Raw genomic sequence first — 10,709 nt, 5'->3', positions numbered from 1 at the left:
TCACTCCGTGACGGTCGACGGCTCGGCCATGAACGGGCGCAGCTCGAGCCACTCGTGGATGGGCTCCCCGCCCGCGCCCGGAGCCGCGGACAGCTCCGCGGCCAGCTCGAGGGCCCGCTCGTAGGAGTCGACGTCGATCGCCATCCAGCCGGCGATCAGGTCCTTGGTCTCGGCGAACGGTCCGTCGGTGACCGGCGGCCGCCCCGCGCCGTCGGAGCGGACCCAGGTGCCCTCCATCGACAGCGCCTGGCCGTCGACGAACTCGCCGGTGCCCTCGAGCTTCGTCGCGAAGTCCCGCATGTACCGGATGTGGGCGTCGACCTCGTCGGGCGTCCAGCGGTCCATCGGCACGTCGTTGACCGCCGCCGGGGCGCCCCGGTAGTGCTTGAGCAGCAGGTACTTGGCCATCGTGATCTCCTCGACAGGACGTGCGGCCCATTCTGGCCGCGTGCACCCCGGGGACGGAGCCGGCAACGGCGTCTCGACATCCCGCCGCGAATATCTCCGCGAGATCTGCACACTCGGGGGCATCAGCCCCGGGAGCCACGAGCGTGCAGATCCCGCAGGGGTCAGCGGGCGCAGTCGATGCAGGTGCGCGCCGAGGGCCGGGCCGCGAGCCGCTCCGGTGCGATCGGCCGGCCGCAGGTCTGGCAGATCCCGTAGCCGCCCTCCGCCCGGCGGGCGAGCGCCGCCTCCACGTCGGCCAGCCGGGCGCGGGTGGATTCCAGGAGCGCGGCCACCTGCTGCCGCTCGAAGGCGATGGTGGCGCCCTCGGGGTCGTGCTCGTCGTCGGCGTTGGACGCCTTCGACGCCGCCACCACCTCGTCGAACTCGCGGGTCAGCGCCTCCACCTGCGCCAGCGCCGCCGCGCGTTCGGCGTCGAGCGGATCAGCGGTCACGGCGCAGCAGCCGCATGGACCCCGCCCCGGGCAGCTCGGTGAAGTCGCCGGACTCCAGCACGCGGGTGTAGACGCCGTACGGCGCCTGCCCGCCGTCGGCCGGGTCGGGGAACACGTCGTGGATGGCCAGCGTGCCGCCGACCGCGAGCTTGGCGACCCACGCGTCCTGGTCGCGGCGGGCGGACTCCTCCGTGTGGCTGCCGTCGAGGAACAGCAGCGCCAGGGGCGTGCTCCACAGCGGCGCGAGGACCTCCGACCGCGTGACGATCGCGATGACGACGTCCTCGGCGCCGGCGGTCGCGATGGTGGAGCGGAAGCGGGGCAGCGTGTCGATCAGCCCCACGGCGGGGTCGACCAGCGACGGGTCGTGGTACTCCCAGCCCGGCTGGTGCTCCTCGGAGCCGCGGTGGTGGTCGACGGTGATCACCTGGCGCCCGGTCTCGCGCGCGGCGGCGGCCAGGTAGAGCGCCGAGCGCCCCATCCAGCTGCCGACCTCGAGCAGCGGCCCGGGGACGGCGACGGCCCGGGCCGCCTCGTACAGGGCGCGGCCCTCGTCGTCGGGCATGAAGCCGGGGGCGGCGGAGGCGGCGGCGAGCAGCGGAAGGACCCCGTCCCCCTCCCGCCTCGCACGCTCGGCCGGAGTCTCTGGACGGGGCCGGTGGGTCGTCATCGGGCGAATTTAGCGCGCACCGCAGAAACCCGGCGCTCGGTCGCCACCCCGGCCCCGGTCGCCGCGGCCTTGGCGAAGAACGCGCCGACCGCCGTCGTCACCGGGACGGCGAGCACCAGCGCGATCGCCCCGACCATCGTGCGGATGACCTCCTCGGCGAGCGCCGACGAGGTGAGGACGGTCCAGAACGGCTGGTCGTAGAGTTCGAACAGCAGCAGCAGCGGCAGCGCCGCGCCCGCGTAGGCGAACACGATCGTGTAGACGGTCGAGGCGATGTGGTCCCGGCCCACCGCCATGCCGCGGTCGTACAGCTCCCGCCACGTCATGGCCTGGTCGACCTCGTGGAGTTGCCAGACCGCCGAGGCCTGGGTGATGGTGACGTCGTTGAGCACCCCGAGCCCCGCCACCACGATGCCGGCGAGGACCAGGCCGGAGAAGTTCAGCGTCGGGTCGAAGGTGTTGAGCTGCGTGGTCTCCTCGCTGGTCAGCCCGGTGAGCCGGGCGGTCTGCACGGCCAGCGACCCGAGGACGGCGACCAGGGAGAGCCCGAACAGCGTGCCCACGAGCGCCGTCGTCGTCCGGGCCGAGAAGCCGTGGGCGAGGTACAGGACGACGAACATGATCGCCGCGGAGCCCACCAGGCTCACCAGGGTGGGCGAGGACTGCGACAGCAGCCCGGGCAGCACGAACTGCAGCAGCACGAAGAACGCGAAGGCCAGCCCGACCAGCGAGGCCAGCCCGCGCCACCGGGCGACCAGCCCGACCACGACGGCGAAGGCGATCGCCAGCGTGATGATCGGGGCGTCCCGCTCATAGTCGGAGAAGTTGTACAGGGCCCCGCCCTCGGCGCCGGGGTCCCGGCTGAGGACCAGGGTGTCCCCCTCCTCCACACCGTTGGCCACCACCACGGCGTCCAGGTCGATCTGCTGGTAGTCGCCGGCACCCTCGCCCTCGAGCACCTCCACGACGGCGCGTGCGCACGTCGCGGGGCGGTCGGGCACGCCGCAGTCGAACTCCTCGACCGACACCACGCGCCCGTCGGGGTAGGTCGTGCCCGGCGGCAGGTACGTCGCGGCCACCTGCTGGGCGCGGGTGGGCTCGCCGTCGGGCCACATGACGAGCAGCCCGATGACGGTGGCGAGGCCGACGGGCACGAGGAGCAGGAGCATGAGCCAGACCGCGCGTCTGCGGAGGCGGACCGCCTCGGGGCTGGGCGGCGGCGCGTCGGGGTCGGGTCCGTGGCTGTGCGGATGGCTGGGAGGCACCCGGTCAGGCTAGGAGGCCGGGCGTGGACCGACCGCTCCCGACACCGGGTCGGGCGTGCGGGCCCCGGAACCGGGTCAGGCGTGCTCGCGCGGGGTCCCGTCGGGGCCGGTCGTGGAGTGGTCCGCCGGCTCCTCGTCCCCGTTCTCGTCCACGATGGGGAAGCGGTGCCACAGGCCGGTCATCTGCAGGGGCCGGGCCACCGCGGTCGACGGGGTCACGAGGGCGACCTCGACACCGCGGGGGGCGGCCATGCGCTGCAGCTGCACGAGGACGGCGATGCCGGCCGAGTTCGTGAACGGGACGCCGGCCAGGTGCAGCTCGACCCGGCGCAGCGGCTGCTTGGACAGCAGCTTCTCGGTCAGGATCCGGACCAGCGGGCGGCGCGCGGCCTCCGTCAGCTCGCCCTCGACGGTCACCGACACGACGTCGCCGTCGACGGCCGCGTGGACCCGCGGCTCGGTCTCGTTGTCCTGCCCGGGGCCGTGCGCTGCGCTGTCCGCCATGCGGTGCTCACTGCCCCGGTCGGGGGACGTTCACGCGCGCCCACAACCGCACACCCCCCGGTTCTGCCACGCTCCGCGCCATGTACCCGCCCGCTCCCTCCTCCTCGGACCCCGCCCCGCTGCGCGCCCGCCTGCCCTGGCCGACGCTCGCGGCGACGGTGGTCCTCACCGTCGTCGCCGTCCTGGTCGGGCAACGGGACTGGGCGGTGCCCGAGCGGGTGCTGCGCGACTGGCAGGTGGCGGACGTGCCCCTGTCGCTGACCGCGCTGATCCTCGGCCTCACCGCGGTCTGCCTCCTCGTGGGCGCGTGGGCGGTGCGGCGGGACGCGGCGCTCCGCCCGAGCGACCCGGTCTTCGTCGTCTGGTCGGTCGTGTCGCTGCTCGCCTCCGCGGCGCTGATCTGGGACGGGTTGTTCATGGCCGCCAACGCGGAGTTCGAGACAGGGGCGATGATCCCGGTCTTCCACTGGATGTTCACGTTCGTGCCGGCGCTGCTGACGGGACTCGCGGCGCGGAGCAGGGGTGCGGGCCGGGCGGTCGCCGCGGCGCTGGGCACCGGCGTGGTGACCGCTCCGCTGTTCGGTCTGGGCTGGTCGCTGCTGAGCTCGCGCGAGTCGCTGACCGACGGCATCGGCAACAGCCTCTGGGCTACCGCGATCCTCGGGGTCGTGCCGCTCGGGATCGCGGCGGCGATCGCCCGGAGCAGTGCCCTGAGCGCCGCGTGGAAGCAGGAACATCCAGCGCACTGAGATGTTCACTCCGGCACATGACCGAGATAGTCTCTAGTTGCCACTAGAGGTTCCGACCTCGGGCAGCGAACACCACAGCGACATACCGGAGGTATCGACATGATGCTGACCGCCTACGACCCGTTCGCCGCCACGTCCGCCGCCTTCCGCGCGCTGGACCAGCTGACCGGCCGCAGCGGCTCGACGACCGCCCGCCCGCTCTCGGGCATGCCGATGGACGCCTACAAGGTCGGCGACAACTTCGTCGCCCACTTCGACCTGCCCGGCGTCGACCCCGGCTCGATCGACCTGTCGGTCGAGGGCACCACGCTGACCATCAGCGCCGAGCGCTCCGCGCCCCAGCTGGAGAACGCCGCGTGGGTCGCGGCCGAACGCCCCTACGGCAGCTACACCCGGCAGCTGGTGCTGGGCCGGAGTCTGGACACCGACCGGCTCGAGGCCAGCTACCACGACGGCGTGCTCACCGTGAGCATCCCGATCGAGCAGAAGGCCCGGGCCCGCAGGATCAGCGTGACCCGCGCCGACACCCCGGCCGCGGTCGAGGGGCGCACCATCGAGGGCGACTCGTCGTCCTCGGAGCAGCAGGCCGTCAACAGCTGACGACGGCGACCGGAGGGGCCGGACCCGGCGGGTCCGGCCCCTCCGCGTTCCCGCGACCCCACGACACATCCCCACGCCCCCGATCCGCGACCCGCCCCGAGGAGGACGGCGATGACCGACGCCGGCGATCCGCTGCACCGCCTCGACGACCCCGACTTCCCGGCGCTGACCATGAGCCAGGCCGCGGAGCTGCTCGGCGTGCAGGCCGCCTTCCTGCGCAGCCTCGACTCCTCCGGCGCCCTCCAGCCGTTCCGCTCCCCCGGCGGGCACCGGCGCTACTCGCGCAGCCAGCTCGGCCTGGCCGCCCGCCTCCGGGGCCTGCTCGACGACGGCCACTCGCTCGCCTCGGCCGAGACGATCGTCGGCCTGCAGGACCAGCTGGCCTCCGCGCGGGCGGATGCCGACCGGCTGCGGGACGACGCTGCCCGCCTGCGCGCCGACCTGGCGGGGCCACGGTCGTCCGCACCGCCGGGCGACGCCTTGCGCGAGAACCCTAGGGGGGTATAGTTCCTGATCGGGCGGCGGTCCGAGCCGCCCGATCAGGAGGACCGCAGTGACCAGTGCCGACCAGGCGGGTGCCGCGACGGCGTCCGGCGAGTGCACGCACCCCGACCACCAGCACGGCTACATCCACCGCAAGGACGAGTACCTCAAGCGCCTCCGGCGCATCGAGGGCCAGGCCCGCGGGCTGCAACGGATGGTCGAGGACGAGAAGTACTGCATCGACATTCTCACCCAGGTGTCGGCCATGACCAAGGCGCTCCAGGCGGTCTCGCTGGGCCTGCTCGAGGAGCACCTCAGCCACTGCGTGGTCGCCGCCGCGCGCGCCGGCGGCCGCGAGGCCGACGAGAAGGTCCGCGAGGCCACCGACGCCATCGCCCGCCTCGTGCGGTCCTGACCCATCCCACCCCCGACCGATGAGGACACCCCCCATGACCACCACCAGCTACACCGTCGTCGGCATGACCTGCGGCCACTGCGTGAACGCCGTCACCGAGGAGGTGTCCGCCGTCCCCGGCGTCAGCACCGTCGACGTCGACCTCGAGTCCGGCGGGCTCACCGTCACCAGTGACGCGCCGGTCGACGAGGCCGCCGTCCGCGCCGCCGTGGAGGAGGCCGGTTACTCGGTGGCCGGCTGATCCCGGCCGGTCCCCCGATAACCGCATCGCCATGAACACCCCCGTCAGACTCGCCGCGTTCGGCGTCGGCCTGGTCGCCGTCTTCGGCGCCGCCACCGGCCTCGGCGCGGTCGTCGGCCCGGTCGGCCCGGCGGCGGAGGAGACCTCCCCCGCCGGGCACGACATGGCGGCCGGCCCGGCCGAGGGCCACGACGACACCACGCCCCACGACGACGCCACGCCCCACGACGGCGACGCCGCCCACCTGCCCGGCGGGCTCGCGGTCTCCGAGGACGGCTACACGCTGGCCCTCGACCGGCCCGCCCTGCCGGCCGGCGACGACGTCCCGCTGGCCTTCCGCATCCTCGGGCCCGACGGTTCCGCCGTGACCGACTACGCGGTCCGGCACGACGAGGACCTGCACCTGATCGCGGTGCGCCGCGACCTGACCGGCTACCAGCACGTGCACCCGGAGCTGGGTGCCGACGGCGTCTGGCAGGCGCCGCTGGACCTCTCCCCCGGTTCGTGGCGGGTGTTCGCCGACTTCGCCGCCACCGCCGACGACGCGGACCGCACCCTCGGCGCCGATCTCGAGGTGGCCGGCGACTACTTCCCCGAGCCGCTGCCCGCCCCCTCGCGCACCGCGGAGGTCGACGGCTACGAGGTCACCCTGGACGGCGAGCTGGTCGCCGGCGAGGAGTCCGAGCTGAGCCTCACCGTGACCCGTGACGGCGCACCGGTGACCGACCTGCAGCCCTACCTCGGGGCCTACGGGCACCTGGTCGCGCTGCGCACCGGCGACCTCGCCTACCTGCACGTCCACCCCACCGGCGAGCCCGGCGACGGCGTCACCGCGCCCGGCCCCCGCATCACCTTCGCCACCACGACGCCGTCGGCCGGCAGCTACCGGCTGTTCCTGGACTTCCGGCACGGCGACACCGTCCGCACGGCCGCCTTCACGGTGACCGTGGACGGACACGAGGAGCACGGCTCATGACCACCACCCCTCCCGGGTCGCTGACCGACGTCGAGCTGCTCATCGGCGGGATGACCTGCGCCTCGTGCGCGGCCCGCGTCGAGAAGAAGCTGAACAAGCTCGACGGGGTCACCGCCACCGTCAACTACGCGACCGAGAAGGCGAAGGTCAGCGTCACCGGCGACGTCAGCACCGAGGACCTGATCGCCACCGTCGAGAAGACCGGCTACACGGCCACCCTCCCCCGGCCCCGTCCAGAGGCTCACCCCGAGCCTGCGAGGGGTGAGGAGGACGGGGTCCTCCAGCTGCGCACGCGACTGGTCGTGAGCGCGCTGCTCAGCGTGCCCGTGATCGCTCTGGCGATGGTGCCGGCCTGGCAGTTCGAGTACTGGCAGTGGCTCTCGCTCACCCTGGCCGCGCCCGTCGTGGTGTGGGGCGGGCTGCCGTTCCACCGGGCCGCCTGGACCAACCTGCGGCACGGCGCGGCCACGATGGACACCCTGGTCTCGCTCGGCACGCTGGCCGCCTTCGGCTGGTCGATCTACGCGCTGTTCTGGGGCACCGCCGGCATCCCCGGCATGGTGCACCCCTTCGAGCTCACCATCGAGCGCTCGGACGGCAGTGCCAACATCTACCTGGAGGCCGCCGCCGGCGTCACCACCTTCCTGCTGGCCGGCCGGTACTTCGAGGCCCGGTCCAAGCGGCAGTCCGGTGCCGCGCTGCGCGCGCTGCTGGAGCTGGGCGCCAAGGAGGTCGCCGTCCTGCGCGGCGGCACCGAGGTGCGGGTGCCGGTCGACCAGCTCGCGGTCGGCGAGGAGTTCGTCGTCCGTCCCGGGGAGAAGCTCGCCGCCGACGGCGAGGTGACCGAGGGCTCCTCGGCCGTCGACGCCTCGATGCTCACCGGTGAGTCCGTCCCGGTCGAGGTGCGGCCGGGCGACGCCGTCGTCGGCGGGACCGTGAACGCCGGCGGCCGGCTGGTCGTGCGGGCGACCCGCGTGGGCTCGGCCACCCAGCTGGCGCAGATGGCCCGGTTGGTCGAGGACGCGCAGAACGGCAAGGCGGAGGTGCAGCGGCTGGCCGACCGGATCTCCGGCGTCTTCGTGCCGGTCGTGCTGGCGCTCACCGCCGCGACGCTCGGCTTATGGATCGGCACCGGGGCCGGACTGCCGGCGGCGTTCACCGCGGCCGTCGCGGTGCTGATCATCGCCTGCCCGTGCGCGCTGGGGCTGGCCACGCCCACCGCCCTGATGGTCGGCACCGGCCGCGGCGCCCAGCTGGGCATCCTCATCAAGGGCCCCGAGGTGCTGGAGAGCACCCGCCGCGTCGACACCGTCGTCCTGGACAAGACCGGCACGGTCACCACCGGCCGGATGACCCTGCTCGACGTGGTCCCGGCCGACGGCGAGGACGCCGACCGGCTGCTGCACCTGGCCGGTGCGCTGGAGGCCGCCTCGGAGCACCCCATCGCGCAGGCGGTCGCCCGGGCCGCCGCGGAACGGGGCGCGCTCCCCGCCGTCGAGGGCTTCACCAACGTGGAGGGCCTCGGCGTGCACGGCGTCGTCGACGGTGCGGCGGTCGTCGTCGGCCGGCCGCGGCTGCTCGCCGACTGGTCGGCAGCACTGCCCCCCGCTCTGCAGCGGGCCGTCGACGCGGCCGAGGAGGCCGGGAGCACCGCGGTCGCCGTCGCCTGGGACGGCGCTCCCCGCGGGGTGCTCGTCGTCGCCGACGCGATCAAGCCGACCTCGGCCGCCGCCATCGCGCAGCTGCGGAGCCTGGGGCTCACCCCGATCCTGCTCACCGGGGACAACGAGCGCGCCGCCCGCACGGTCGCCGCCGCCGTCGGCATCGACGAGGTGATCGCCGAGGTGCTGCCGCAGGAGAAGGTGGACGCGGTGAAGCGGCTGCAGGCCGAGGGCCGGACCGTGGCCATGGTCGGTGACGGCGTCAACGACGCGGCCGCCCTCGCCCAGGCCGATCTCGGCCTGGCGATGGGCACCGGCACCGACGTCGCGATCGAGGCCAGCGACCTCACGCTGGTCCGCGGCGACCTGCGGGTGGCCGCGGACGCCATCCGGCTGGCCCGCCGCACGCTGAGCACCATCAAGGGCAACCTGTTCTGGGCGTTCGGCTACAACGTGGCGGCGCTGCCGCTGGCGATGGCGGGCCTGCTCAACCCGATGATCGCGGGCGCGGCGATGGCGTTCAGCTCGGTGTTCGTCGTCTCCAACTCGCTGCGGCTGCGCGGCTTCGCGCCGCTGCCGGAGAACCGCGACGCCGCCACGGCGCTGCCGTCAGGACGCGCGCGCACCGGGGAGCCCGTCCGATGACCGCCCCGGCCCGCCGGCCGGCCCGCCTCGGAGCCGCCGCCGGCGCCACCGCGGGGCTCCTCCTGCTCGCCCGGCCGCGGCAGGTGCTCGACGCGGCCGTTGGCACCGCCGGCGCCGCCGTCGACCTGCTGCAGGCCGCGAGCATGCTGCCCTTCCTCGGCCCGGGCCGGTACGGCCGGGCGGCCCGGATCAGCGCTGCCGTCGCACTCGGCTCCGCGGTGGCCGGACGGGTGCTCGCCGGCTCACAGCGCCGGTAGCACCAGCAGCGCCGTCGGCAGCAGGAGCAGCAGCCCGGCGCTCAGCAGGGCCGCGGCCCGGGCGGGCGCCGGCAGCGGGGACGGCGGCTCCAGCAGCCGCAGGACGCGGGCGCGCACCGCACCCCCGGTCACCGCCAGCGCTCCGCCGGGAACCTCCGCTCCCCCGGGCCGCCCGGCTGCTGCGACGATCGCCTGCGCCAGCGTGCGGCGCGGATCCGCGCCCTCGAGCTCGCGCAGCCCGACGTCGTCGGCCCGCATCTCGACCAGCTCGCGGACGGCGCCGTGCGCCCGCCCGGCCGCCGGCAGCACCGGGAGCGCGGCCTCCCAGGCGACGAACGGCAGCAGGTACAGGTGGTGGCGCTCCCGCAGGTGCGCCCGCTCGTGCGCCACCACCGCCGCCAGCTCCGCCTCGTCGAGCTCGGCGACCATCCCGGAGGACAGCACCAGCAGCGGCCGGGCGCCGGGGATGCAGAAGGCCACCGGGACGGGGTGCTCCAGCAGCCGGGTGTCGGGGGCGGCGCCCGGCGCGACGACCAGCTCCAGCAGCTGCCGGTGCCGGCGCCGGGTGCGGGCCGTCCGGATCCACGACAACGCCAGCACGCCGACCAGCTCGAGGGCCAGCACCGCGGCCAGGGTCAGGGTGACCCAGTGGTCGCCGCGCACCGGGCCGCCGACCGGCTCGCCGCGGATCCACGACCACCATGCCTCCGGCAGCGAGTGCCCCCACGGGGCCAGGCCGTGCACCAGGAGCGCGCCGATGATGGACAACCCACCGGCCAGCCCGATCGCCTGCCAGCAGACCAGGGCGACCAGCGGATCCCGGCCCGGCCAGCGCGCCCGGCCCAGCAGCGCGGGCACCGGCCACGCCAGCAGTGCGGCCAGGACGGCGAGGACGGCCGCGGTGACGGGCAGCATCAGCTCGGACGGGGAGCGGCGGGCAGCGAGCGGCTCAGCGGCCGTCGCCGGCCAGCAGCTCCCGCAGCAGGCGCACCTCGTCGTCGTTCACGCTGCCGACGAAGCGGGCCAGCACGGCCTGCCGGTCGGCGGCCTGCCCGAGTACCTCGTGCATGAGCTCGGCGGCGTGGTCCTCGCGGCTGGCGCGGGCGGTGAAACGCCGCGGCCGGGCGTCGTCGTGGGTGACGAAGCCCTTCTGCTCGAGCCGGGTCAGCACGGTGTGCACGGTGGTCAGCGCGACGCCGCGGTCGGCCAGGCCGTCGCGCAGCGCGGTCGCGGCCACCGGGGCGTCCGCCGTCCACAGCCGGTCCATGACGGCCCGCTCCAGCTCACCCAGCGACGCCATCGGTCCTCCTGTCGTGCGGCTCACAGCCAACTCTTCTACGTGTC

The 10,709-nt window shown here is 74.7% G+C and carries 15 protein-coding genes; 8 read left to right on the top strand and 7 right to left on the bottom strand.

Annotation, left to right across the window (positions count from 1 at the left end; genetic code table 11):
• From RM425_RS19485 to RM425_RS19465, 5 genes are all read right to left on the bottom strand, one after another.
• On the bottom strand, positions 1-408 hold the full coding sequence (locus RM425_RS19485) for a YciI family protein (protein ID WP_311346886.1): 408 nt from the start codon (positions 406-408) through the stop codon (positions 1-3).
• 161 nt (positions 409-569) lie between these two features.
• Positions 570-899, bottom strand: a complete 330-nt coding sequence (locus tag RM425_RS19480) for a TraR/DksA family transcriptional regulator (RefSeq protein WP_311346885.1) — start codon at positions 897-899, stop codon at positions 570-572.
• Positions 889-1,569, bottom strand: a complete 681-nt coding sequence (locus RM425_RS19475) for a class I SAM-dependent methyltransferase (protein WP_311346884.1) — start codon at positions 1,567-1,569, stop codon at positions 889-891. The genes RM425_RS19480 and RM425_RS19475 overlap by 11 nt, the downstream gene beginning before the upstream one ends.
• Complete coding sequence (locus RM425_RS19470; protein ID WP_311346883.1) at positions 1,566-2,834, bottom strand: YibE/F family protein; 1,269 nt, start codon at positions 2,832-2,834, stop codon at positions 1,566-1,568. The genes RM425_RS19475 and RM425_RS19470 overlap by 4 nt, the downstream gene beginning before the upstream one ends.
• A 75-nt stretch (positions 2,835-2,909) precedes the next feature.
• Positions 2,910-3,338, bottom strand: a complete 429-nt coding sequence (locus RM425_RS19465; RefSeq protein ID WP_311346882.1) for an STAS domain-containing protein — start codon at positions 3,336-3,338, stop codon at positions 2,910-2,912.
• A gap of 80 nt (positions 3,339-3,418) precedes the next feature.
• Between RM425_RS19465 and RM425_RS19460 the strand changes: the two genes are divergently transcribed.
• From RM425_RS19460 to RM425_RS19425, 8 genes are all read left to right on the top strand, one after another.
• Positions 3,419-4,087 carry a hypothetical protein gene (locus tag RM425_RS19460; protein WP_311346881.1) on the top strand — a complete coding sequence of 223 codons (669 nt, stop codon included), beginning with the start codon at positions 3,419-3,421 and terminating at the stop codon, positions 4,085-4,087.
• Between the two features lie 99 nt (positions 4,088-4,186).
• On the top strand, positions 4,187-4,687 hold the full coding sequence (locus RM425_RS19455) for an Hsp20/alpha crystallin family protein (RefSeq protein ID WP_311346880.1): 501 nt from the start codon (positions 4,187-4,189) through the stop codon (positions 4,685-4,687).
• Positions 4,688-4,798: 111 nt separating this feature from the next.
• Positions 4,799-5,194, top strand: a complete 396-nt coding sequence (locus tag RM425_RS19450; protein WP_311346879.1) for a MerR family transcriptional regulator — start codon at positions 4,799-4,801, stop codon at positions 5,192-5,194.
• Between the two features lie 121 nt (positions 5,195-5,315).
• Positions 5,316-5,585, top strand: coding sequence for a metal-sensitive transcriptional regulator (locus RM425_RS19445; RefSeq protein ID WP_311346904.1), 270 nt, complete (start codon positions 5,316-5,318; stop codon positions 5,583-5,585).
• A 34-nt stretch (positions 5,586-5,619) separates the two neighbouring features.
• Positions 5,620-5,826, top strand: a complete 207-nt coding sequence (locus tag RM425_RS19440; protein ID WP_311346878.1) for a heavy-metal-associated domain-containing protein — start codon at positions 5,620-5,622, stop codon at positions 5,824-5,826.
• Positions 5,827-5,857: 31 nt separating this feature from the next.
• Positions 5,858-6,802 (top strand): hypothetical protein, encoded by a 945-nt coding sequence (locus RM425_RS19435; protein ID WP_311346877.1) that lies wholly within the window; start codon positions 5,858-5,860, stop codon positions 6,800-6,802.
• On the top strand, positions 6,799-9,108 hold the full coding sequence (locus tag RM425_RS19430; protein WP_311346876.1) for a heavy metal translocating P-type ATPase: 2,310 nt from the start codon (positions 6,799-6,801) through the stop codon (positions 9,106-9,108). The genes RM425_RS19435 and RM425_RS19430 overlap by 4 nt, the downstream gene beginning before the upstream one ends.
• The gene (locus tag RM425_RS19425; protein WP_311346875.1) at positions 9,105-9,365 is read left to right on the top strand and encodes a hypothetical protein; all 261 of its coding nucleotides are present in this window, start codon (positions 9,105-9,107) and stop codon (positions 9,363-9,365) included. The genes RM425_RS19430 and RM425_RS19425 overlap by 4 nt, the downstream gene beginning before the upstream one ends.
• Here the strand turns inward: RM425_RS19425 and RM425_RS19420 are convergent.
• A complete protein-coding gene (locus RM425_RS19420) occupies positions 9,351-10,280 on the bottom strand; it encodes a M56 family metallopeptidase (RefSeq protein ID WP_311346874.1) in 930 nt (309 codons plus the stop codon). The two genes, RM425_RS19425 and RM425_RS19420, sit on opposite strands and share 15 nt — an antisense overlap.
• Positions 10,281-10,314: 34 nt before the next feature.
• Positions 10,315-10,665 carry a BlaI/MecI/CopY family transcriptional regulator gene (locus RM425_RS19415; RefSeq protein WP_311346873.1) on the bottom strand — a complete coding sequence of 117 codons (351 nt, stop codon included), beginning with the start codon at positions 10,663-10,665 and terminating at the stop codon, positions 10,315-10,317.
• Between the last annotated feature and the right edge of the window lie 44 nt (positions 10,666-10,709).

Origin of the sequence: Blastococcus goldschmidtiae (genome assembly GCF_031845325.1) — a bacterium.
In the GTDB taxonomy this organism is placed as follows: Bacteria; Actinomycetota; Actinomycetes; order Mycobacteriales; family Geodermatophilaceae; genus Blastococcus; species Blastococcus goldschmidtiae.
Note: the sequence above shows the minus strand (reverse complement) of the source record. Positions and strands in the feature narration are given on the sequence as shown.

What these genes read in the sequence shown, in the direction of transcription:
- RM425_RS19485 (WP_311346886.1), bottom strand. Translation starts at nt 408, where the DNA reads ATGGCCAAGTACCTGCTGCTCAAGCACTACCGGGGCGCCCCGGCGGCG.
- RM425_RS19475 (WP_311346884.1), bottom strand. Translation starts at nt 1,569, where the DNA reads ATGACGACCCACCGGCCCCGTCCAGAGACTCCGGCCGAGCGTGCGAGG.
- RM425_RS19465 (WP_311346882.1), bottom strand. Translation starts at nt 3,338, where the DNA reads ATGGCGGACAGCGCAGCGCACGGCCCCGGGCAGGACAACGAGACCGAG.
- RM425_RS19460 (WP_311346881.1), top strand. Translation starts at nt 3,419, where the DNA reads ATGTACCCGCCCGCTCCCTCCTCCTCGGACCCCGCCCCGCTGCGCGCC.
- RM425_RS19455 (WP_311346880.1), top strand. Translation starts at nt 4,187, where the DNA reads ATGATGCTGACCGCCTACGACCCGTTCGCCGCCACGTCCGCCGCCTTC.
- RM425_RS19450 (WP_311346879.1), top strand. Translation starts at nt 4,799, where the DNA reads ATGACCGACGCCGGCGATCCGCTGCACCGCCTCGACGACCCCGACTTC.
- RM425_RS19440 (WP_311346878.1), top strand. Translation starts at nt 5,620, where the DNA reads ATGACCACCACCAGCTACACCGTCGTCGGCATGACCTGCGGCCACTGC.
- RM425_RS19435 (WP_311346877.1), top strand. Translation starts at nt 5,858, where the DNA reads ATGAACACCCCCGTCAGACTCGCCGCGTTCGGCGTCGGCCTGGTCGCC.
- RM425_RS19430 (WP_311346876.1), top strand. Translation starts at nt 6,799, where the DNA reads ATGACCACCACCCCTCCCGGGTCGCTGACCGACGTCGAGCTGCTCATC.
- RM425_RS19425 (WP_311346875.1), top strand. Translation starts at nt 9,105, where the DNA reads ATGACCGCCCCGGCCCGCCGGCCGGCCCGCCTCGGAGCCGCCGCCGGC.
- RM425_RS19420 (WP_311346874.1), bottom strand. Translation starts at nt 10,280, where the DNA reads ATGCTGCCCGTCACCGCGGCCGTCCTCGCCGTCCTGGCCGCACTGCTG.
- RM425_RS19415 (WP_311346873.1), bottom strand. Translation starts at nt 10,665, where the DNA reads ATGGCGTCGCTGGGTGAGCTGGAGCGGGCCGTCATGGACCGGCTGTGG.